General features: G+C 43.8%; 23 protein-coding genes. 10 read left to right on the top strand and 13 right to left on the bottom strand.

Features of this window, described 5'->3' with window-relative positions:
• Positions 1 to 8: 8 nt before the first annotated feature.
• From ACIG3F_RS00830 to sdsA, 4 genes are all read right to left on the bottom strand, one after another.
• The gene (locus ACIG3F_RS00830; protein ID WP_180037086.1) at positions 9 to 1,256 is read right to left on the bottom strand and encodes an efflux RND transporter periplasmic adaptor subunit; all 1,248 of its coding nucleotides are present in this window, start codon (positions 1,254 to 1,256) and stop codon (positions 9 to 11) included.
• A gap of 36 nt (positions 1,257 to 1,292) precedes the next feature.
• Entirely contained in the window at positions 1,293 to 1,895 is a 603-nt protein-coding gene (locus ACIG3F_RS00825) for a phosphatase PAP2 family protein (protein WP_396468959.1), read from the bottom strand.
• A 151-nt stretch (positions 1,896 to 2,046) separates the two neighbouring features.
• Positions 2,047 to 4,095 (bottom strand): site-specific recombinase, encoded by a 2,049-nt coding sequence (locus ACIG3F_RS00820; protein ID WP_017398024.1) that lies wholly within the window; start codon positions 4,093 to 4,095, stop codon positions 2,047 to 2,049.
• A gap of 15 nt (positions 4,096 to 4,110) precedes the next feature.
• Positions 4,111 to 5,088, bottom strand: a complete 978-nt coding sequence (gene sdsA / locus ACIG3F_RS00815) for an All-trans-nonaprenyl-diphosphate synthase (RefSeq protein WP_396468957.1) — start codon at positions 5,086 to 5,088, stop codon at positions 4,111 to 4,113.
• A gap of 445 nt (positions 5,089 to 5,533) precedes the next feature.
• Here sdsA and rplU point away from each other — a divergent pair, with 445 nt between their 5' ends.
• From rplU to ACIG3F_RS00775, 8 genes are all read left to right on the top strand, one after another.
• Positions 5,534 to 5,845 (top strand): 50S ribosomal protein L21, encoded by a 312-nt coding sequence (gene rplU, locus ACIG3F_RS00810; RefSeq protein WP_004280640.1) that lies wholly within the window; start codon positions 5,534 to 5,536, stop codon positions 5,843 to 5,845.
• Between the two features lie 19 nt (positions 5,846 to 5,864).
• A complete protein-coding gene (gene rpmA / locus ACIG3F_RS00805) occupies positions 5,865 to 6,119 on the top strand; it encodes a 50S ribosomal protein L27 (RefSeq protein WP_004280639.1) in 255 nt (84 codons plus the stop codon).
• A gap of 247 nt (positions 6,120 to 6,366) precedes the next feature.
• Entirely contained in the window at positions 6,367 to 7,062 is a 696-nt protein-coding gene (lolA, locus tag ACIG3F_RS00800; protein ID WP_004280638.1) for an outer membrane lipoprotein chaperone LolA, read from the top strand.
• 170 nt (positions 7,063 to 7,232) lie between these two features.
• On the top strand, positions 7,233 to 7,994 hold the full coding sequence (locus tag ACIG3F_RS00795; RefSeq protein ID WP_396468955.1) for an RsiV family protein: 762 nt from the start codon (positions 7,233 to 7,235) through the stop codon (positions 7,992 to 7,994).
• 100 nt (positions 7,995 to 8,094) lie between these two features.
• Positions 8,095 to 9,366 carry a serine--tRNA ligase gene (gene serS, locus ACIG3F_RS00790; RefSeq protein WP_005106300.1) on the top strand — a complete coding sequence of 424 codons (1,272 nt, stop codon included), beginning with the start codon at positions 8,095 to 8,097 and terminating at the stop codon, positions 9,364 to 9,366.
• A gap of 73 nt (positions 9,367 to 9,439) precedes the next feature.
• A complete protein-coding gene (gene cysG, locus ACIG3F_RS00785) occupies positions 9,440 to 10,822 on the top strand; it encodes a siroheme synthase CysG (protein ID WP_396468953.1) in 1,383 nt (460 codons plus the stop codon).
• 128 nt (positions 10,823 to 10,950) lie between these two features.
• Positions 10,951 to 11,427 (top strand): tRNA (cytidine(34)-2'-O)-methyltransferase, encoded by a 477-nt coding sequence (locus tag ACIG3F_RS00780; RefSeq protein WP_004280633.1) that lies wholly within the window; start codon positions 10,951 to 10,953, stop codon positions 11,425 to 11,427.
• Between the two features lie 89 nt (positions 11,428 to 11,516).
• Complete coding sequence (locus ACIG3F_RS00775; RefSeq protein WP_396468951.1) at positions 11,517 to 11,999, top strand: hypothetical protein; 483 nt, start codon at positions 11,517 to 11,519, stop codon at positions 11,997 to 11,999.
• Positions 12,000 to 12,067: 68 nt separating this feature from the next.
• On the opposite strand, the gene ACIG3F_RS00770 is transcribed toward ACIG3F_RS00775, so the two are convergent.
• From ACIG3F_RS00770 to rpoD, 6 genes are all read right to left on the bottom strand, one after another.
• Entirely contained in the window at positions 12,068 to 13,459 is a 1,392-nt protein-coding gene (locus ACIG3F_RS00770; protein WP_004731900.1) for an APC family permease, read from the bottom strand.
• Positions 13,460 to 13,726: 267 nt separating this feature from the next.
• Positions 13,727 to 14,911 (bottom strand): iron-containing alcohol dehydrogenase, encoded by a 1,185-nt coding sequence (locus ACIG3F_RS00765; protein WP_004280629.1) that lies wholly within the window; start codon positions 14,909 to 14,911, stop codon positions 13,727 to 13,729.
• A 1-nt stretch (position 14,912) separates the two neighbouring features.
• Positions 14,913 to 15,446 carry a hypothetical protein gene (locus ACIG3F_RS00760; RefSeq protein WP_005106305.1) on the bottom strand — a complete coding sequence of 178 codons (534 nt, stop codon included), beginning with the start codon at positions 15,444 to 15,446 and terminating at the stop codon, positions 14,913 to 14,915.
• A 74-nt stretch (positions 15,447 to 15,520) separates the two neighbouring features.
• Positions 15,521 to 16,180 carry a lipoyl(octanoyl) transferase LipB gene (lipB, locus tag ACIG3F_RS00755; protein WP_396468948.1) on the bottom strand — a complete coding sequence of 220 codons (660 nt, stop codon included), beginning with the start codon at positions 16,178 to 16,180 and terminating at the stop codon, positions 15,521 to 15,523.
• A gap of 151 nt (positions 16,181 to 16,331) precedes the next feature.
• Entirely contained in the window at positions 16,332 to 16,619 is a 288-nt protein-coding gene (locus tag ACIG3F_RS00750) for a YbeD family protein (protein ID WP_004280625.1), read from the bottom strand.
• A gap of 113 nt (positions 16,620 to 16,732) precedes the next feature.
• Positions 16,733 to 18,667, bottom strand: coding sequence for an RNA polymerase sigma factor RpoD (gene rpoD, locus ACIG3F_RS00745; RefSeq protein WP_224215688.1), 1,935 nt, complete (start codon positions 18,665 to 18,667; stop codon positions 16,733 to 16,735).
• A gap of 351 nt (positions 18,668 to 19,018) precedes the next feature.
• On the opposite strand from rpoD, the gene ACIG3F_RS00740 reads away from it, so the two are divergent.
• Together ACIG3F_RS00740 and ACIG3F_RS00735 are read left to right on the top strand one after the other, a co-directional pair.
• Complete coding sequence (locus ACIG3F_RS00740; RefSeq protein ID WP_004280622.1) at positions 19,019 to 19,225, top strand: PA3496 family putative envelope integrity protein; 207 nt, start codon at positions 19,019 to 19,021, stop codon at positions 19,223 to 19,225.
• Positions 19,226 to 19,296: 71 nt separating this feature from the next.
• Positions 19,297 to 19,821 (top strand): YecA family protein, encoded by a 525-nt coding sequence (locus ACIG3F_RS00735; RefSeq protein WP_396468946.1) that lies wholly within the window; start codon positions 19,297 to 19,299, stop codon positions 19,819 to 19,821.
• A gap of 70 nt (positions 19,822 to 19,891) precedes the next feature.
• On the opposite strand, the gene ACIG3F_RS00730 is transcribed toward ACIG3F_RS00735, so the two are convergent.
• From ACIG3F_RS00730 to ACIG3F_RS00720, 3 genes are all read right to left on the bottom strand, one after another.
• Positions 19,892 to 20,317 carry an ABZJ_00895 family protein gene (locus ACIG3F_RS00730; protein ID WP_253112152.1) on the bottom strand — a complete coding sequence of 142 codons (426 nt, stop codon included), beginning with the start codon at positions 20,315 to 20,317 and terminating at the stop codon, positions 19,892 to 19,894.
• Positions 20,318 to 20,344: 27 nt separating this feature from the next.
• Positions 20,345 to 20,962 carry a DedA family protein gene (locus ACIG3F_RS00725; RefSeq protein ID WP_396468944.1) on the bottom strand — a complete coding sequence of 206 codons (618 nt, stop codon included), beginning with the start codon at positions 20,960 to 20,962 and terminating at the stop codon, positions 20,345 to 20,347.
• An 87-nt stretch (positions 20,963 to 21,049) separates the two neighbouring features.
• Positions 21,050 to 21,328 carry a hypothetical protein gene (locus ACIG3F_RS00720; protein WP_004280617.1) on the bottom strand — a complete coding sequence of 93 codons (279 nt, stop codon included), beginning with the start codon at positions 21,326 to 21,328 and terminating at the stop codon, positions 21,050 to 21,052.
• Between the last annotated feature and the right edge of the window lie 131 nt (positions 21,329 to 21,459).

Raw genomic sequence — 21,459 nt, 5'->3', positions numbered from 1 at the left:
ATTACTCCTTATGCATTTGCAGCAGGTTTTTGTTCAGGTTTCTCTTTAGCATCATCTGCCTTTTTCTCGCTGGCTGCAGGCTGTTGCGGTGCAGCAGCTTGAGGTTGATAAGGTTTTGGTACAACTTGCTGTTCAGGTTTTACTTTCGCAATACCATCTACAATCACTTTATCGCCTGGATTCAGACCTTCAGTCACAATCCAGTTGCTGCCTTGGGAACCAACGGTGGTCACTGGACGTGGCGTCACTTTATTGTCAGCACCGACCAGCATCGCCATCGCCTGACCTGTTGGGGTACGAGTCAAAGCTGCTTGCGGAATCAGGAAAGCATTCGGTACTTCACCCTGTACGATTTGCGCAGTGGCAAACATACCTGGAAGAAGCAGATGATTTTTGTTCGGGAATACCGCACGTAAAGTCACGGTACCTGTTTCCGGGTTCACGCTAGCATCAGAGAATGCAAGACGGCCTTCAACCGGGTAGATACTGCCATCTTCAAGCTTTAACTTGACTTTGGTATTGTTAGAGCTGTTCAAGCTGCCTTGATTAAGCTGTTGACGTAAACGTAAAAGCTCGGCACTTGACTGGTTGATATCTACATAGATGGGATCTAGACGCTGAATCGTTACCAATGGCTCTGGCTGATTCGCTGTTACCAAAGCACCCGCCGTCACAGACGAACGGTTGGTCTGGCCTGAAATCGGCGCGCGTACAGTCGAATAGCCCAAGTTGATTTCTGCATTACGCAAAGTTGCGCGATTGGCATTCAAATCAGCTTCAGCCAGTTTGACCTGTGCCGCGATGTCATCATATTCCTGTTTGGAAATGGCATTGGTACCGACCAGTTGACGATAACGGCCTTCCTTCACACGCAATACGCCCAGATTGGCTTCAGCACGGGCAATCGCTGCACGGGCATTGTCTACTGTAGTGCGGTTGGTGCTTGAATCGATTTCATATAAGGCCTGACCTTCACGCACATAGCTGCCTTCCGTGAACAAGCGTTTAAGCACCACGCCACTGGCTTGTGGACGTACGTCTGAAATTTCAAATGCTGTTGTACGACCTGAGAGCTCTACAGACTGCTCTACACTTTGCGGTTGTGCAACAAGAACACCGACTTCAGTCGGTGGCATTTGTTGTTGAGCACCAGCTTGCTGGCCCTCTTTAGGATCTTTGCTACAACCAACAAGTGCAAGACTTGTTGCCAATGCGCAAGCAGTCAGGGCAGGTGCCCAAAGCTTTGCAGACATCATTATTCCACCTCTAATTAGATTTATATCTAAATTTTCTTATTTGTGAGCCGCGCAATATCTGATCCAGACCATATACCACAACGAAATCCAAATAAAACTGATACTCCAGCCGGATATGACATCTGAAGGAAAATGTACGCCCAGATAAACTCTTGAGATCCCCATCATCAGCATCCATACCACTGCACCGATCACGATGAGGGTATAACGGGAATGTTGCCGATGGATGTAAATTGCCAGACAAGCCAGACAGGCCGCATATAGACTATGGGCCCTTGGAAAGGAACTTCCAAAGCTTTCAACCAGATGCAAGGATTCTGGTGGTCGGGGTAGGGCAATCGTAAATTTCAACAGCCAAGCTAGGAGAATTCCTCCGATAATTCCGATACATATAAAAATTGCGTTTGTATACTTTTTATACCACAGCAATGCAATACACCATAGCGTGGATAAAAATAATACAAATGGCATGCCACCTATTAAGGATAAGGACTGAGTAATTTGATTCCAAAACTCGGTGCGATACAGACTCATCCATTCCACAGCTTGCAAGTCGAGCTCGTTTAAAGCGGGAATATTCAGGATGAACACACTGAAAATTAAAAATAAAATACCGACAAAAAGTAACAAGTAATGCATGCCAAAATCCTTGTCCTTTTAACCGTTCGCAGATCGGCCAATTGTCTGAAGCAAAGTGTACTTGTCAGTACACTTTTTTTCAAGTGTGCGTATTTTATGCGAATTCCATTTTTTTCGTAAGGAATTTGTTGCTAAATATACTGTAATTATCTCAGTTTTGGGTTTTTGTCGATGTATGATTTTCGTCAATTTCAATGCTTTGCTTGGGTGGCCAGAAGAAATCACTAGGTCGAGTCAGGAAGTGCGTCATGACCAGTTTTGCCAAAGGTTTCCATTGTTCAAAACGTACCCGGCGCGCGCGTAAGGCTACAATAATTGTCAGAGTGAAACTGACAAACAAGTTGGTCAGGCCAATGAGTAACACACCCAGAAAAGACACCACGATCAAGCCGATATCGGGACCATTGATCGTAATCAGGCCCTGAATAAAGTTGGCAGAGGCAAAGGCAATATGACGAATATCCAGCGGCAGACCGAGAATAAAACCAATGGTGCCCATACTGCCGAGCATGATCCCAAAAATAAAATTACCCGCCAGTGCACCCAGATTACGTTCGATATAATCAGCAAAACGGTAAAGACGCTCTTGCCCCATCAGCTGCGATAAACGCACATGGGCTTTCAGGCGCGGGCCGACCTTGCGATAAACGGCCATATTGTCAAAATAACCGGCCAATAATCCGGACAGGAACAAACATACTCCGGCAATTGCTGCATGCGGAATTGCCAACGAAGTAAAAGGATTCAGGTCATGCAAGGTTTTGGCCGCCTTGGCATGATTCATTAAAGGTTCATGCAGCGCAAAATCCCACAACAAGGTAATCAATGCTGCTACAGGAATCGCAATCGAAATATTGCCCAAAATGGCGACAAACTGGGTGCGGATGATATTTACAATCAGCGCGGCCAGCTCGGCAATTTGAGCCATTTTCGAGCCTTTACGCTGCTGTACAGTAGCCGCCAGTGCGGCAGCAGTCATCGCCGGTTGTTTGGTCGCTACGGTAAAATGCAGGACATGAATCAGCATAAAGCCCAGCGAATAGTTCATGCTATAGCTAAAGGCCTGCATCAAGGGAGCCATGGTGAGGCGTGTCATTAGAACTTTTAAGGTGGCCATTGTTGCGATGATGGCACCAGCACCTGCAGCCGATTTATACATGGCCAGAAAGCCTTGCTTGTCGGTACTTACATAATGTTCACCGGTCTTGCTGGCATTTTCAGTCACTTGCAAAGCCAAAAGTTCACTATTGGTGGCCAGCAGGGCCCGCACACTGCGTTCGCTATAAATTGCTTCAGTAATGTCCGCCATAAACAGGCCAATGGATTGATAACGCAGATCATCGTCATCCATCACCATATTCAGCAGAATCTCGACCCGTTCCAGACATTGTTCCAGCAGTGCCAGCATATAGGTCAGGCTAACACTGACGCCAGTCCGCTTGGTAGAACGGCGAATCTTGGCCACGACATCATGACATTGCTCCAGCATCACCAGCGCTTGTGACGCATCGGGGGGCGTGATCGAATCGACTAGAGTGACCGTGTTGTAACGTTTTTTATATTCTTGAATAAACTCGTTAATCTCACGATTCTGTACCAGAAAGGGAGATTCATATTCCATCAGTTCAGGCTGGGCATTAATAAATTCAGGGTGCAGACCAATACCACTGATCCGGTAAGACAAAATGGTCAATGCCTTAATCAGTTGGTCTTTAATTCGGGTTTTTTCAGGCTGATTGGAATGTCCCTGATTCAGGACTGAAAATAAACGTTGCCAGTCATCTTCATCAAAATAATCCAGCCAGTATTTATCGGTACGCTGATAAAAAACCTTGCGGAATAATTCCTGGAGTTGCTGATGGTCGGGAATCAGCGGTAAGACATGCGCGCCAAGGCGCTGATTCAGCTGGTTCCAGAACCCATCCAGAGACAAAATACCGGTATCGGAAAACAGACCGGTTTGTTTATAGCGGTTAATGATCCGCAGGGTAAAGGTTTGAAGCGTGGCAACCGCATTCGGGGTGAGTAATAAAGCCCGGATAAATGCATTGAATTTCGCTTCGATCTCTTCGGTATTTCTGCTGTCTTCTGGTCTGATTCTTTCAACCAGTTCAATCAGAAGATTTTCATCCAGCACCGCCCGAGGTTGTTCAAGCTGGTGTTGCATGTTTTGAAAAAGATCTAGAAAATTAATATGCATAAGCGAGTTTAAAAGTTACTGAATTCGGTTTAGGGCCAGTTTGGCCAGATTAATCAGGGCCTGACGATATTCGGAGTCAGGTAATGCCTGTAAGGCATCAATTGCAATTTCAGTTTCTTCTGTAGCACGTTGACGGCAATAATCCAGCGCACCAGATTCATTGACAATTTGAATGACCTGTTCCAGATGTTCCGTACCGCCAGTCGCAATACTGCGACGGATGATTTCATGTTGCTCACCGGTGGTGTTTTTCAGTGCCGCAATCAATGGCAGGGTAGGCTTGCCTTCCATGAGATCATCACCAATATTTTTGCCGAGCGTGTCCGCATCGGAGGTGTAATCTAAAATGTCATCAATAATCTGGAAAGCATTACCGAAATGTCCGGCAAAGGTTTTTAAAGGCTGACGGAATTCATCTTTATCCGACAAAATGGCAGCACCTTCGGTGGCCAGTTCAAACAGGCGCGAGGTCTTGCCGTGAATAATATGCAAATAAGTCGCTTCAGTGGTTTCCGGCTGATGCTGGGATTGTAGTTGCAGCACTTCCCCTTCAGCAATTTCACAGGTACCGGTCGAAAAATCTTTGAGCAAGACCATGTTGTTCAGATCGACCAGCAAATCAAAAGCACGTGAAATCAGAAAGTCACCGACCAAAACTGCAGTCTGGTTATTCCAGGTGGCATTGGCCGTCGGGCGGCCGCGACGCAGACCTGATTCATCGACTACATCATCATGCACCAGTGTTGCGGTATGCAGCATTTCAATAATTGCAGCCAATTTACGGTGCGGTTCTAAATTTTCAGCACCACACGCCTTGGCGGCCAAGAGACACATAATCGGGCGCATACGTTTGCCACCCGCTTCCACCACGTGTTTGCTGACTGCCATCACTAATGCAACTTTTGAGGTAATTCCTTCATTAATGAATGTGTCCATCGCAGCAAAGTCGTTAGCAACAGGAGCGAGAATGTCTTGCTTAAAGTCGATGGTCATGTGAAAGAAAACCTCTAGTCTGGTAAATCGCAGGTCGTAGTTTAACAATTTATAACATGAGTGAAACCTAAGAAATGCATAAACTCCACTAAAAATCAGCTTTTTATAGATCTTATGTAGATTCGATCCATATTTCGAGCCATAAAAATCAGAAAAGGTCAGGGGCGTCGCCCTAATCGTCAGGCTGAGTATATTAATCAAACTGGCCAGATTTCTGCTGTATTATTTTGTTGCTGAATATATCTTGAGTATTTGATTTGATAGAAATTATTTAATAGTTAAATAATTAGCGCATCCTGCTCATTATTATTTCAGTAAAATGGCTTGTTGTTTTTTTGAATATCCCTTAAAATCCTCGCCCTTAGATATCCCCCCAGTGGCGTACGTCTTAAGTTCGATATATTCCTTTATCGGCACGACGACACGGGCTTGTTTGGAGTACATTATGTACGCAGTAATCCAAAGCGGTGGTAAACAGCACCGTGTAGTTGAGGGTGAAACCCTTAAAGTAGAATTATTGAAAGCTGAAACTGGCGCGACTATTACGTTTGATGACGTATTGATGCTTGTTAACGGTGAAAGCATTCAAATCGGTGCTCCAGTTGTTGCTGGTGCTACTGTAACTGCTGAAGTAGTTAGCCATGGTCGTCACGACAAAATCCGCATCATCAAAATGCGTCGTCGTAAACACTACCGTAAACAACAAGGTCACCGTCAATGGTTCACTGAGTTGAAAATTACAGCTATTTCAGGCTAATTACGAGGAGTAAATAGACATGGCAACTAAAAAAGCCGGTGGTTCGACTAAGAACGGTCGTGATTCGAATCCTAAGATGTTAGGTGTTAAAGTTTACGGTGGTCAAACTGTAACTGCAGGTAACATCATCGTTCGTCAACGTGGTACTGAATTCCACGCTGGTCAAAACGTTGGTATGGGTCGTGACCATACATTATTTGCTACTGCTGATGGCGTAGTAAAATTCGAAGTGAAAGGTCAATTTGGCCGTCGCTACGTATCTGTTGACGCGTAATCCGCTGAGATAGAAAAAAAGCCCACAGTTATTGTGGGTTTTTTTATGCCTGAAAATTAATAGGCAGATTAAGCGACATTCCATAATGTAAAAATTGTCCTGAAATCTTCATGATGATGAACAAAAAAACCGATTTCGAATTAATAACAATACAAAAGTTCTTATTTTCTATCATTTTAGCTTTTAATTTTCGTTTAAGATGAGCTATCAAATAAATTGCGATCACGCAAAATATAAAGGTGAAATTATGAATATGCTTCGTAAAACCGTCTGTGCTATGGCTCTGGGTGCAGTGACTTTAGCACCGGTGATGAGTACAACCGTGTTTGCTGCACCTGTGGCAGCTTCGGAGCAACAGGCAACAGCCAGTCTGGTCAAGCAACTCAATCATGTGCGTAGCATGACGGCAAATTTCGAGCAAAGCACCAAGGTGACCAATCCGAGAGCGACCCAGAAAAAAGGTTTGACTGCACAACATATGAATCAAACCTTTAAAGGGGTGATGAAAGTCGCGCGTCCAGGTAAATTCTATTGGGAAACGACCGCACCGTCGAAGCAAGTCATTGCAACCACGGGTAAAACCGTATGGATTTATGATCCGGACTTGCAACAAGCCGTTCGTCAAAGCTTAGATGAGCAGGTTGCTAATACACCGGCGTTATTGCTGTCAGGAAACACCAGCCAGATTATGCAGTCTTACCGGGTGACTCAGCCAAATAAAGGCAAAACCTATTACACGCTGTATCCTAAAAATACCGATGGTGTGTTTGAAAGCCTGACCATTAGCTTTGGCGCGAACAAAGCACCAAGCTTGATGATCTTGCAGGATTCATTGGGACAAACCACCAATATCAAATTTAGCAATGTAAAAGTAAATAGCAGTATTCCAGCCTCTACCTTTAACTTTACCCCACCAAAAGGTACGGACATCATTGATCAATAAGCATCAATATGAACCAGATAAAAAAAGCAACCTTTCGAGGTTGCTTTTTTATTGCCGATCATCAGGATTGTTTTGGACAGACTACAAGGTTCAGCTATATCTAAACACGAGAGCATCTTAGAATAAATAAAAGTCGAGTCAATGAAATTGCAAAATTTTTGGAGCTCAGGATGAAGATTAATGTATTTAAAACTACTGAAATTTACGCTGTTTTATTACTCACTGTAAGTATGTTGGGTTGTCAGCCTCAATCCAGTTCAGTGGCAAAGCTTGCGCAAACAGATCGGGTTGTGCAAATTGAAGCCAAAACCGTTCCAATTAAAGGGGCAGCCAAAGTGGTGTGTGAAATAGAGGGTTGTGCACGCTTTGATCTACAGACGGTGGACAGCAATATTGACTGGATTAATCAATATTTTATTGAGCGTATTCAGCATACTGAACCTGTTGCATTCACCAAAGTCACCCAGAAAAATCCTAAAAAAGCCGATGAGCCGCATTATCTGGATCAGCGCTTTATCAAGGTGGAATTTGTCGATCAGCGTGCTTATCTGGCGACTTTTGCCTTAAAAAGTTCTAATCTGGCAAGGAATAAAAATGCTTCTCTGAAACATGTGGAATATATCAATTTTGATCTAAAACAGAAAAAACGTTTGGCTTTGTCTCAACTGTTATTAAATGGCGGTGAGCAGAAATTGCTGAATGCAATGTATCAGGCTAATACTCAATGGCTGAATACGCAATCGATTCAACAACAGCAGTTAAAACTGAGTGATAACTATTATTTTGATACAACGGGTCTGGTGATGATGTATCCGGCAGGCGAGTTAGCTCCGGCAGCAGCAGGAATGCCTGAATTAAAAGTATCCTATGCAGATTTAAATGAAGTGATTCGCCCTGAATATTTAGCCATTTTGCAGCAGACAGCTTCCTAAATATTGTGCTAATAGGACGCAACCGTGGTCTTGGTCACTGTATTTTTTAATGCTAAGAGCTTACACTATAGCCAGTTTTTTTCTTCTGCAAAGATTGATTATGATCGACCCGAAATTACTCAGAAATAATATTGAGGCTGTAAATGTAGCCTTGGCAAAACGTGGTGTTCAACTCAATGTTGAAGAGTGGGCATCCCTAGAAGCACGCCGTAAAGAGATTCAGTCCAAGACAGAAACCCTGCAAGCTGAACGTAATGCCGGTGCCAAACAAGTCGGTCAAATTAAAAAAGCAGGTGGTGACGCATCTGAAATCATGACACGCATGTCTGCGATTGGTGATGAAATCAAAGCTGCTGAAGCAGCACTGGCTGAACTGCAAGCTGAGCTTGAAGAAAAATTATTATCTATTCCAAACTTGCCCGATGAAGCTGTGCCTGAAGGTAAAGACGAAAGCGATAACGTGGAAATCCTGAAATGGGGTACACCCCGTGAATTTGATTTTGAAATCAAAGACCATACGGATCTGGGCGAAATGATGGGCGGTCTTGAATTTGAAACCGCGACCAAATTAACTGGTTCACGCTTCAGTGTATTGAAAGGTCCATTGGCGCGTTTACAACGTGCCATTACCCAGTTTATGCTGAATACACACACAGACCAAAATGGCTATACTGAAGCCTATGTGCCTTATCTGGTCAATGCAGATTCATTGCGCGGTACAGGTCAACTACCTAAATTTGAAGAAGATCTATTTAAGCTGCAGGGCGAAAAAGAGTTTTATCTGATTCCGACTGCTGAAGTGCCAGTGACGAATTTCGTACGTGATGAAATTATTGATGCAGACCGTCTGCCACTGAAATATGCAGCGCATACGCCATGTTTCCGTAGTGAAGCAGGTTCTTATGGTCGTGATACCCGCGGTTTGATCCGTCAGCACCAATTCGACAAAGTCGAAATGGTTCAAATTGTGAAGCCTGAAACTTCGATGCAAGTGCTTGAAGAATTGACTGGCCATGCTGAAGGCATCTTGCAAGCACTTGGACTTCCATATCGTAAAATTTTACTTTGTGGTGGTGACATGGGCTTTGGTGCGACCAAGACTTATGACTTGGAAGTTTGGGTACCAAGCCAAAATACTTACCGTGAAATTTCATCTTGTTCAAACATGGGTGATTTCCAGGCGCGTCGTATGAAAGCGCGTTACCGTGCTGATCAGAAGAAAACTGAATTTGTACATACCTTGAATGGTTCAGGTCTGGCAGTGGGTCGTACTTTACTTGCAGTGATGGAGAACTATCAACGCGCTGATGGCTCGATTGAGATTCCTGAAGTATTACGTCCATATATGGGTGGTGTGACTTATATCGACTAATTGTCGATCTCAGCATCCCTAAATGTGCATGAAAATTGCATAGACAGTCAGATTTATAATTTTGAGGTAGTTCGTGGATATTTTTCCAATCTCGTTAAAGTTGCAACAGCAACCTTGTCTGATTGTCGGTGGTGGACATATTGCATACCGTAAAGCACTTTTACTTCAAAAAGCAGGTGCGATTATTCATGTCATTGCGCCTGAAATCGAAGAGAGTCTGCTGCGAATTGTGCAAAATAGCCAAGGACACTATGTGCAGGCAGCTTTTCATCCTGAAGTTGTATTACGTCAATATCGACTGGTGATTGCGGCGACTGACGATGCGGAGACCAATCGTCAGGTCTTTGAACTGTGTGAAGCGGAAAATGTCCTGGTCAATAGTGTTGATGATCCGCCGCATTGCCGGTTTATGGTGCCAGCGATTATTGATCGTTCGCCATTGGTCATTTCGGTGGCATCGAATGGTACGTCGCCCGTGTTATCACGGCAGATCCGAACTCAGCTGGAAACGACTATTCCGCATGGTATGGGCAAGCTGGCTGAATTTTCAGGAAAATGGCGCAGTGCGGTTAAGGCTAAAATTGTCAATCCGGATGAACGCCGTATTTTCTGGGAAGATTTATATGCCAGTCCGCTAAAAGAACAGGTGTTCAACGACAATATCGCGGAAGCAGATCGCCTGATCGAGCAAGCATTACAAGAATGGCAAAAGCCAAAAGGTGAAGTCTACTTGGTCGGTGCGGGTCCGGGTGATCCAGAATTGTTGACCTTAAAAGCCTTACGTTTGATGCAGCAAGCCGATGTGGTGATTTACGACCGACTGGTTTCAGCGCCAATTATGGAGCTGTGCCGTCGTGATGCGGAAAAGATCTATGTGGGTAAGGCACGTTCCAATCATGCGGTTCCGCAAGATGGAATTAATGCCTTGTTGGTGAAATATGCCAGTGAAGGAAAGCGGGTTTGTCGTCTGAAAGGCGGAGATCCATTTATCTTCGGGCGTGGCGGTGAAGAGATTGAAGAGCTATTTGCTGCTGGGATTACTTTCCAGGTGGTTCCAGGGATTACCGCAGCTTCAGGATGTTCAGCCTATGCCGGTATTCCATTAACCCATCGTGATTATGCGCAAAGTGTGCGTTTCCTGACCGGTCACTTAAAAGAAGGTTCGCCAGAATTGCCTTGGAGTGAGTTGGTCTATGAAAACCAGACCTTAGTGCTTTATATGGGGTTGGTGGGACTGGAGAAAATCTGTGCAGAATTAATCGCTCATGGTCAGCGAGCCGACATGCCAGTGGCCTTGGTTTCTAAAGGTACGACGCCTGAACAGAAAGTTGTAGTAGGAACGCTTGCTGATATTGCATCCAAAGTGTCCGAACATCAGATTCAAGCCCCGACTTTGACCATTATTGGTGAAGTTGTACGCTTACGTGAACAATTGCAATGGCATGAGCGAGGATAAGCAAAGCACTGCTTTGTCCGAGCGCAAGACGAAGGCTGTGCCTGAAGTAAGAGGATAAGCAAAGCATTGCTTTGCCCAAGCGCAAGACGAATGTCGTGTCTGAATTAAATATATTGAGTGAGTAAGCTGTGATCCACGTTGTTTTATATGAGCCTGAAATTCCTGCAAATACAGGCAATATCATTCGTCTATGTGCGAATACCGGAGCACAGTTGCATCTGGTCAAGCCGCTGGGTTTTGAGCTGGATGACAAAAAGCTGAAACGTGCCGGTCTGGATTATCACGAATATGCCAATATGCAGATTTGGGAAAATATCGAAGACTGTCTGGCCGATCTGGCAAGCAAAGGGATTGGTCTGGATGCAATCTATCCATTGACCACCAAAGGTTCTGAAACGCCGCATACTTCGGATTTAAACCGTCCTGTGGCCTTGTTAATGGGTCCGGAAACTCGTGGTCTGCCTGAACATGTTCGTCTGATGTTTCCGCAAAAGCATTGGATTCGTTTACCGATGGCAGAGAACTCGCGAAGTCTGAACCTGTCAAATGCTACTGCAGTAATTGTCTACGAAGCTTGGCGTCAGCAGGGTTTTAAAACGCTTTAAGCGGAAATTTGTGATGATTCTAAAAGCTGCCTTTGGGTGGCTTTTTTATTTTGTGTAACAAATAGATAAACTGCTTTTCACTTCGTTGTATGCTTGAGTTTATAACTTCATCAAATATAACAAAAGGTGCAGCCTTGAAGCCTCTATTAAAACTTGTCATTGCATGTTGCCTTGGAACTATTGCGGCTTCCGTCAGTGCGGAAGAGGGCAGTGCTGCCACATCGGCAACAAAGGAAGTTCAGCCTATTACTCAGGCAGAAATACAGCAGGGTTTGCTCAACATGCAGAAACGTTTAGATACGCGTATCGAAAAATGGGGGCAGAGCCTGAATTCAGATGATTTTCAATGGACTTGGCGGGGGCGTAAATTAAAGCTAGCCAAGCGTGAAGAAGTCTGTGACATTTTTCAGGATGTCGTCGATGAAATGTATCAACTGGCTATCAAGAATAGAGCCCGTTTAGGTCCGGAAGAGCAAAAGTTATTGTCTAATCGGAGTCTGTTTATTGAGAAACTGGGTTATGGAAATAATCGAGTTAATACCCAGATGGGTTTTGATTGCTATCTGCGTTAGTAAAATCAAAACATGACAGACATAAAAAAGGCGCATGAAGCGCCTTTTTTATTTGAATTGAAAAGATATTATTTATCGTCAAATTCATTGTGCTGAGGAGCTGGGTGCTTGAAGCCTTTGGTTTTATAACCTAAGTACAAGATACCGCCAAATGCCCAGATCAGACCATATTTAAGCGAAGCTTCATCGACTTCTAACCACAATGCAAAGACTGAAATGAAGCCAAGTAAAGGAACCACGACAAAGTTCATGATCTCTTTGGCACTCTTGGTACGACCATCACGCAATGCATAACGTGAAATCACCGACAAGTTGACGAAACTGAATGCCGTTAAGGCACCAAAGCTGATCAATGACACCACAAAATCAAGATCCATAAAGCCAGCGGTTAAAGCCACTGCACCAGCGATCAGGATGTTGTATGAAGGTGTGTAGTTTTTCGGACTAATATGACCGAAGATCTTCTTGTTGATTACGCCATCACGACCCATCACGTACATCAGACGAGATACACCCGCATGTGCTGAAATACCAGAAGCCATGACTGTCACAATTGCGAAGTAAAGTACGACTGTTTTAAACGCCACGCCACCGACAGCTTGTAAAATATCAGGCTGTGTTGCAGCGATATCTTCAAAGTAAGTTTTTGGATCATTCGGGAAGAAGATCTGCATAAAGTAAGTACTGATGATGAAGATGATACCTGCCAATAATGCAGTCAAGAAAATCGCTTTAGGTAAGGTTTTCTCAGTATCTTTGGTTTCTTCAGCAAGAGAACTTAAAGAGTCAAAGCCTGTGAATGAGAAACACAGTAAGGTTGCACCGGTAATCAGGGCAGCAACAGACGTAAACTCATTCCAGAATGGCTCTAAACTCCACAATTGATACTTTGCATTGACCAGTGTGCCGTCTGCATTTACACCACCTTCCAGAAGTTGGTAAACCATCCAGGTGAAGTATGCAATGACGCCCAATTGTACGAATACAATCATACTGTTGAAGTTGGCAACAAATCTCGCACCACGAAGGTTAATCGCAGTCATAAAGGCGGTTAAACCAATGACCCAAACCCAATGGTTCATGTCTGGGAAAAGTGCTTCCAGATAAATCACCGCCAGAATGATATTGACCATTGGCGATAACAGGTAATCCAGCAAGGATGACCAACCCACCATGAAACCTACGTTCGGGTGGATGGATTTTTGCGCATAGGTATAGGCCGAACCCGAAGAAGGGTAGCGACGAATCATATGACCATAGCTCAAGGAGGTTAACAAAATTGCAATCAGTGCAAAAATGTAAGAGGTAGGAACGTGGAAGTTACTTTCTTCAGATACCAGACCAAATGTATCAAACAAGGTCATGGGTTGAATATAAGCTAAACCAATAATAATGATGTGCCAGAGTCCCAGCGTTTTTTGCAGTTTAGCTGCCGATTGAGTCCCAGAGATATTAGTCAACGGCGTTATCCTCTTAATCGTTGATCAAGGATCAGTCATATTTATAAGGATCGTTTGAGACGAACGATCCCCCCTACAGTTTTCTATAAAAGTCCGCCAATCTACTTGAAAAGAACGGCTTTTGCTAGCTATTTTTTTGACTTTTGTCCTGCATAAAATGTGCCATTCAAAAATAGAAATCGAATTTTTTCTTATGCAAGATAAAAGCCTGATGTTTAAAAAAACATCAGGCTGGAATTTCGGCTATATTGGCTTATTTTTCAGTAATTACCAAGCCTTTTTTAAGATAGATTTTAAATCTTCCAGGGTGGCTTCTTTCGGGTTATAAATGATGGAACCATCATTCAGGGCTTTCTCTGCCACTTCATCGAGCTGGGCTTCAGAAATCTTACCGGTTTCACGTAATGTACGCGGTAATTTGGTCAGACTGTAAATCCGGTCACGCATGGTCAGAATCGTCGCAATGGTTTTGTCAGCACGTAGATGCGCTGGCGTTTGTGCATAAATATCGGCACCCGCCAAAGGCAGGAGCAGATCTGCAATTTTATCGCCATTGACCTCTTTGTTGTATTCCAGCACATAAGGCAGGAATAAGTTCATGCATAAACCATGCGGCAGGTGTACCACTGCACCCAATGAGTGCCCCAGTGAATGCACAATGCCGACCATCGAGTTGGAAAATGCAATTCCCGCCATGGTCGATGCCTGTGCCAGTTCCAGACGGCCTTGTGCATCGGAAGGGTTGTCGAGCACATTAAATAGATGGGTACTGATCTTTTTGACTGCGGCAGTCGCATAAGCATCCGAAATTGGATTGGCTGCCATGCAGGTATAAGCTTCAACCGCATGAGTCATCGCATCCATTGCAGTCATGGCGGTTAAATGCGGCGGCAAGGTCTGGGTCATGCGGGGATCCAGAATCGCAGCATGCGGCATCAGATAATAAGAGGCGAACGGCATTTTGACGTTCTTTTCAGTGTCCGACACGACAGCGACCATGGTCACTTCTGAACCTGTACCAGACGTGGTTGGAATCACAAAGAACGGTTTCAGCGGTTTAGGCAGGTTATGTGCACCCGAATATTTCAGCAAGTCATCACCGCCTTCGGATACCAGAATATTGGTCGCCTTGGAGGTATCAATGACTGAACCACCGCCCACAGCAATGATCGCATCACAATGATTTTCGCGATACAGTTTTGCTGCACTGCGTACTGTACCCAAGCTAGAGTCGGGTGGGACGTCATCAAAAATCGCTACAATTGCAGCATCCGCCATTTCAAATGCAGCTTCAATCGGTGCCAGCAAATTGTTGGCACGGACGCCTTTGTCAGTAATGATGAGCGGACGTTTGGCCCCCAAAGTCGCAAGTTCAAACGGAATATGTTCTAACGCGGCATGACCGGCAATCACTTTGACCGGACAGAAAAATTCATAATAAGGTTTAGCCATGTTATACACTCCGTTTCAAATAGGATTGAGCGATTTTCAGATAAATACTGCTCGCTTCGCTTAGTTTTTCTTTTAGGCTCAGATTGCTTGGATATTCTTTCACTGCCAGTTGTGCCACCATTTTCGGCAAAATCAGCGCTTCCATTTTATTCAGGCAGCGTACCAGACGAATGGCATTGGAAATATCGCCATCAGCAATCATACGGTCATTGGCAAAAGCCTGTGAGGTGCTTTCCTGAAAAGAAAACACCAAAAAGGCATGGTGCAGATGTTTAAAGGTAATGATCAAATCAGGTGCTTTTTCCAGATTTTTGACCAGTTCCAGTTGTTTGTCCTCAGTGACCCGCGCCACAAAGGCTGGGCCATGCGGAAAGACTTTCATGGAAAGAGTAAAATTTTCTGGAAAATGGGCCACTTCCTGTTTGATTTCTTCATCCACCTGACTTGCCATGACCAGACCTCGGCCAATCACATCCATCATGAGTTTGACATAGGCAAGCTGCAAAGCGGGTTTTACGGATTTAGTTGCAATCACGTGATGATCCCTATCTCAATATTATTGGTTTAGAGTAAATACTCTAATTTATTTGGAGTTGAAATGCAAAGGCTTTATCTTTGCTCGACAGTTACTTGCTTAAAGTACCCACTGTGACGCAAAGTTTCAATAATTTCAGTGCACAACTGGCTGAATTGGGGCGGTTGTTCGAGCAAATCACTCATGCGTACCATTTCCAGTCCTGCATAGCCACAAGGATTGATGGTGTTGAATCCGCTCAGATCACAATCCAGATTTAGGGACAGACCATGGTAGCTACGGCCTTTGCGAATTTTAAAACCGAGTGAGCCGATTTTACGTTCAGCCACATATACACCAGGTGCATCCGGTTTGGCATAGGCATCAATGCCATATTTTTTTAGCAAATCAATCATCAGGTTTTCAGCATAAGACACCAGGGTGCGCACATTCCAGCCCAGACGATTCAAGTCAAACATGAAGTAAGCCACCAATTGACCGGGACCATGCCAGGTCACCTGACCACCACGATCGGTCTGAATCACCGGAATATTGCTTGGTATTAAAATATGTTCCGGTTTGCCTGCCTGACCTTGAGTCAGTACATCCTGATGTTGCAAAATCCACAATTGATCCGGGCTATGTTCATCACGGGTTTCCGTAAATGTTTTCATTTCCAGAAAACGATCTTCATAAGGTGTGAGGTCGTGATATTGACGAATGATCAGCTCGGGCTTTTGCAGCACATCAGTCACAGGAAGTGTCCTTGGTAATTATAAAAAACTGGTCATAATTATAATGATTTCGGCATGAAATAGGGGTGAGATCAGCAATATTTCATGGGTATCTTAGCGCTGTATAGGCATAAAAAAAACACGCCCGGAAGCGTGTCTTTTGTATTTTCGATTACAGTGCTGTTTTAATTAGCGGGCAAGCGGCCAAATCTGCATATACTGCATGAACCTGTTCCAGTTCCAAAAAGCGCAGTTGTGCGGTAATGGAATGGTATTTTCCAGTACGTGATGGCGTAATACTGACGCTATCACCTTCAAAATCTGGAAAATGTTTCAGAAAAATGTCGATGACAGCATGACGCAATTCATCGCCCGCAAGGCCAATCAGTTTAATCGGATAATCCATAGGGAAAACCCAAAGATGTTCTTGAAGTTCACGAGATGGTGTACGGTCTAACATGGTAGTCCCCCTGATTTGAAACGCCTGCAATCATGCAGGCGTTTGGGTTTGTCTTGGCTACTTAAATGGAGACTGATGATCAAATTTCAAGTCTCCAGAATAAGCATCAAATCTTAATCATTCTCAAGGAATGAACGTAAGTGTTCTGAACGCGATGGATGGCGAAGTTTACGCAGCGCTTTCGCTTCAATCTGACGAATACGTTCACGTGTTACGTCAAACTGTTTGCCCACCTCTTCCAAAGTATGGTCAGTCGGCATGTCGATACCAAAACGCATTTTTAGGACTTTGGCTTCACGTTCAGTCAGGTTTTCCAGAACTTCACGTGTCGCTTCTTTCAGGCCTTCAGACGTTGCCGCATCAATTGGTGAAGTGATGTTGCTGTCTTCAATGAAGTCACCCAGATGTGAATCTTCATCATCACCGATCGGTGTTTCCATCGAAATTGGTTCTTTGGCGATTTTCAGTACTTTACGTACTTTAACTTCGTCCATTTCCAGACGTTCGCCCAGTTCTTCAGGAGTCGGTTCACGACCCATTTCCTGTAGAAGCTGACGAGATACACGGTTGATCTTGTTGATCGTTTCAATCATGTGTACCGGAATACGAATGGTACGTGCCTGATCCGCGATCGAACGGGTAATCGCCTGACGAATCCACCAGGTCGCATAAGTCGAGAATTTATAACCACGACGGTATTCAAACTTGTCTACGGCTTTCATCAGACCGATGTTACCTTCCTGAATCAGATCCAGGAATTGCAAGCCACGGTTGGTATATTTCTTCGCAATCGAAATTACCAGACGCAAGTTCGCTTCAACCATTTCTTTCTTGGCACGACGTGCTTTGGCTTCACCGACGGCCATACGTTTGGCAATGTCTTTAATGCCTTTTACATCAAGGCCAAGCTCTTTCTCGATATCGGCAATTTTTTGCTGGAAGGCCAATACGTCTGGACGTACTTTTTCCAGATAAGCTTTCTGGTCTGCAGGTGTTTTTGCGATCTGCTCATCTAACCAGGCTGGATTCGATTCTTGGCCCGGGAAGCTGGTACGGAATTGGGTGCGATCCATACGGCCACGACGTACTGCATAACGCATCACTTCACGTTCTGCACCACGAATTTGATCATGGGTACCACGAATCATTTCAGAAATGATATCAAATAGACGCGGGGTAAATTTGAACATCATGAATACAGTTGCAAGTGCCTGAAGAGCTTCTTCAGCCTGTTTGCTGTCACGACCATGTTTTTCAATGGTTGCTTTGGTATTCAGCCACGCATTTTCCAGTTCAGTGAAACGCGCTTTGGCAATTTCAGGATCTGGACCAGAATCTGCTTCTGATTCATCATCAGAGTCAGCTTCTTCTTCCTCTTCATCATCGTCCAGTTTTACGTCTTTGGTCGATTTTTTCGAGTCAGTCTCATCTTCAGCAAGAACCGCTTCTTCTTCTAGAACTTCAGGAATTTCTTCATCTGATTCAGGATCTAAATAACCTGATAAAAGGTCAGCAAGACGGCGTTCGCCCGCTTCATAATCTTTGTATTCTTGCAGTACCACTTCTACCGCATTCGGCCAGTAAGCAATCGAGTGCAAAACATCACGAATACCTTCTTCGATGCGTTTTGCGATGCTGATTTCGCCTTCACGAGTCAGAAGTTCTACTGTACCCATCTCACGCATATACATACGTACAGGGTCAGTGGTACGACCTGGCTCGTTTTCTACCGATGCAAGTACGGCTGCAGCTTCTTCTTCTGCAACTTCATCCGCCGCTTCTGCAGTATCTTCGAACATCGTATCATCAGATTCAGGCGCGCGATCATGTACCGGAATACCGACATCATTCAGCATCTGAATGATATCTTCAATCTGCTCGCTTTCTGTGATGGAGTCCGGCAGATGATCGTTAACCTCAGCGAAGGTTAAATAACCTTGTTCTTTGCCTCGGCTAATCAGAGCCGCTACTTGAGAAGTAGGGGAAGTCATATCGCTCATCTTTTGCTTACTCTTCGTTGAATCTGTGGCAGTAAAAAACCGTACAATGCTGCACGATTTAAGCTCGTTAAATTTAGTGAATAGCCTATATATTTCATCAGAGAATTCAGCATGAAAGCTGTCTGATAAAATATTTAAAATGAAATTCAGTAATTTAAGATGGGGGTGAATTTGTTGTTTTCAAGTTCATCCCATGCGTGTCTGTTTATGACTCAAAAAAGGAGAATCAAAAAACATAAGGACGCAGGGTGGATTATATCATGGCACACAATTGAGACAGAAAAAACCCCTAATTACAAATTAAAAATACGAAAATCCAAATAAAACTTGACTTGTTATTTTAGGCACGATAAATAGCGCTTAAATCCTTTTACATTTTTCACTCATGAGGAAGTTTTAGTGTCTTCTACAGATTTTGAACTAGATGATAACTTCGGTGAAGATGATGTTAATTTCGATGAGGCTTCTAGCAAGCTCAGTGCTAAAGAGTCGTTGGAAAAACGTCGTCTGATCGATGATCTGCTGACCCAACGTCGTTTAGAGCGCGAACTCAAAGATTTTGACTATGACTTCGACGATGACGACGATTTTGATGACGAAGATTAACGAATTCGGATTTAGCATAGCCTGAATAAATGCTATGCTAAACCTTTCGGTTTTCTAAGTTTGGATGTTAGATGAGTGCTTTAGATTTAGACCTGTTGAGTGAATATCTAGATGGTGACCAAAATGAACATGGTCTAGATTTCGCAGCAACCCATGGTTTCTTATGTGCTATTGCAGTAGGCCCAAAATTCGACAAATGGTTAGACGAACTTTTTGATAATAATCAAAAGAAAGTGCCTGCAGAAATCATCACTCAGGTGCAAGCATGGTTAGAGTCTATTCGTCAAAGCTTAGCCAATGAAGAAGGGATTACATTCCCGTTTGAAATTGAAGAAGCAGATACTGAATCAAGCTTGGGTGACTGGAGTGTGGGCTTTGTAGACGCCATGTTCCTGAACGAAGACGCTTGGTTTACTGAAGAATTTGAAGAACAACTGGTGGATTTAACCTTGCCAATCATGGTCTTCAGTGGCATCGATGATGAAGATCCACAAATGGAAACTTTCCGTCGCAATGGCCAGTTAATGGACGAGCTTGCAGAAGAAATTCCAGAAAACTTAAATGAATTGTATCTGATGTATCACACTCCAGAATAATTCATAAAAAAAGCACCGCAGGGTGCTTTTTTAGCTTTGGCCTTTTTGCATCTTTGAGATTTACTCGATCCTATTTTCTTTCCAAGCCTGTTCGCTTCGCCAGACTATAACGGGCATAAGCATTGTAAGCGATATGGAACAGCAAGGCATGTAAGGCAATGCTTGCAGCCACTAGGAATGAATTTGTTCCTCTTCCTGTATAGGCTATGGTTCTATAAATCTCATCTGTCTGCGGGTTCATCCAGATGACCACAACTAAAAAGATAAACCCGAATGTCATGGCAATGATAGTAGAGCCCCAGACCAGTTTGCTTTTCTCTTCCTGAGTCGGCAAACGAAGTTCTTTTTTAACAAAGTATCGGGCACTGAGAAAGGCGGAAGCAATCAGGGCAGGAATCAGCAGAATGACGCCTAGATTGAATACATAGATGAGTATGCCTACCAGTAGAACCAAGGTCAGATAAACGGTGGCAAAATATTTAAGATAATGCGACATCGTTTTAATCTCCTTAAGGGATCTTCCTCAGGATGGACGATTTTTACGCTGCTGTCTACGGTAGAAAATCCAGATAATAATTACCGCAACAATGGCAATAATCACATAACTGACTTTACTAAAAATTTGCTGCATCAAATGCTGGTTTTCGCCAAAATAAAATCCGACACACGCCAAAAATGTGGTCCAGATGATGGTTCCAAGTGCGCTATAAAACATAAATTTCCAGAAGGGCATATGACTCATGCCAGCAGGAATGCTGATCAGCGAGCGAACCGCAGGAATCATGCGGCCAAAGAACACAATCCGGTGACCATAATGCTCAAACCAACTCAATGATTTTTTTACATCTTCTGATTTAATAAATAAATATTTGCCATAACGATCGACAAATTTAAAAATAGAATCATGGTTAAATTTATAGCCAATCCAGTACAGCAAGGCGGCTGCCAGCAGGGAGCCGATACAGCCGGACATGATTACCCCGACGAGTATTAACTCGCCCTGAGAGGCTGAATAGCCCGCGGAAGGCATAATAATTTCGGAAGGGATTGGCGGGAAGACATTATCCAGGAACATGAGCAGAGCAATGCCCCAGTAGCCCAGTTGCTCCATAACGGAAATAATCCATTCGGTCAGATTCATATGATTGGCAAAATAAAAAATACTGCCTGTATCCTAAGCAGTATTTTTTGTGCGGTAAAGTCTTGGAATATAAATGATCAGGCAGAATTAGCTATGCGTCAGGGTATAAATATAAACTTTACGTAAGAAATAGGCCAAACAGATCGGCAGAATACTCAGCAGGATAAAATGCATGATGCTGGTATTGATATGGTAACCAATGAACAGCGCCAAGATTGCGCCAATAACGGTTCCCAAGATAACGACGAACAGATGTGACTGCTGTTCAAGCTCTTCAGAAATTTGATGAAGTCGTTGCAGCTTTATATTTTCTTTTGGTTGAAATTGAACCAGATTGTCTGAATCTCGAGCAAGTGAGCCTGCCATTTTATATTCCTTTTCAAGTAAAAATTTCAGTTAATAATGAAAGACTTAGCTTGTAAATCACCGTATCATTAGACTAACAATCTTGTTTGGAAAAAAATGAGGTTCTTGGTAAGGAATTGGTAAGAGTTTTA

This window comes from Acinetobacter sp. NPDC052428 (assembly GCF_044547685.1).
Classification (GTDB): domain Bacteria; phylum Pseudomonadota; class Gammaproteobacteria; order Pseudomonadales; family Moraxellaceae; genus Acinetobacter; species Acinetobacter lwoffii_G.
This window is presented reverse-complemented; position numbering and strand designations above follow the sequence as displayed.

Coding starts and splice junctions, on each gene's coding strand:
- ACIG3F_RS00735 (WP_396468946.1), top strand. CDS start 19,297: ATGAGTGCTTTAGATTTAGACCTGTTGAGTGAATATCTAGATGGTGAC.
- ACIG3F_RS00725 (WP_396468944.1), bottom strand. CDS start 20,962: ATGAATCTGACCGAATGGATTATTTCCGTTATGGAGCAACTGGGCTAC.
- ACIG3F_RS00830 (WP_180037086.1), bottom strand. CDS start 1,256: ATGATGTCTGCAAAGCTTTGGGCACCTGCCCTGACTGCTTGCGCATTG.
- ACIG3F_RS00750 (WP_004280625.1), bottom strand. CDS start 16,619: ATGTTAGACCGTACACCATCTCGTGAACTTCAAGAACATCTTTGGGTT.
- ACIG3F_RS00820 (WP_017398024.1), bottom strand. CDS start 4,095: ATGCATATTAATTTTCTAGATCTTTTTCAAAACATGCAACACCAGCTT.
- ACIG3F_RS00825 (WP_396468959.1), bottom strand. CDS start 1,895: ATGCATTACTTGTTACTTTTTGTCGGTATTTTATTTTTAATTTTCAGT.
- serS (WP_005106300.1), top strand. CDS start 8,095: ATGATCGACCCGAAATTACTCAGAAATAATATTGAGGCTGTAAATGTA.
- ACIG3F_RS00795 (WP_396468955.1), top strand. CDS start 7,233: ATGAAGATTAATGTATTTAAAACTACTGAAATTTACGCTGTTTTATTA.
- sdsA (WP_396468957.1), bottom strand. CDS start 5,088: ATGACCATCGACTTTAAGCAAGACATTCTCGCTCCTGTTGCTAACGAC.
- ACIG3F_RS00765 (WP_004280629.1), bottom strand. CDS start 14,911: ATGGCTAAACCTTATTATGAATTTTTCTGTCCGGTCAAAGTGATTGCC.
- rpmA (WP_004280639.1), top strand. CDS start 5,865: ATGGCAACTAAAAAAGCCGGTGGTTCGACTAAGAACGGTCGTGATTCG.
- rplU (WP_004280640.1), top strand. CDS start 5,534: ATGTACGCAGTAATCCAAAGCGGTGGTAAACAGCACCGTGTAGTTGAG.
- ACIG3F_RS00775 (WP_396468951.1), top strand. CDS start 11,517: ATGCTTGAGTTTATAACTTCATCAAATATAACAAAAGGTGCAGCCTTG.
- ACIG3F_RS00730 (WP_253112152.1), bottom strand. CDS start 20,317: ATGTCGCATTATCTTAAATATTTTGCCACCGTTTATCTGACCTTGGTT.
- lolA (WP_004280638.1), top strand. CDS start 6,367: ATGAATATGCTTCGTAAAACCGTCTGTGCTATGGCTCTGGGTGCAGTG.
- ACIG3F_RS00720 (WP_004280617.1), bottom strand. CDS start 21,328: ATGGCAGGCTCACTTGCTCGAGATTCAGACAATCTGGTTCAATTTCAA.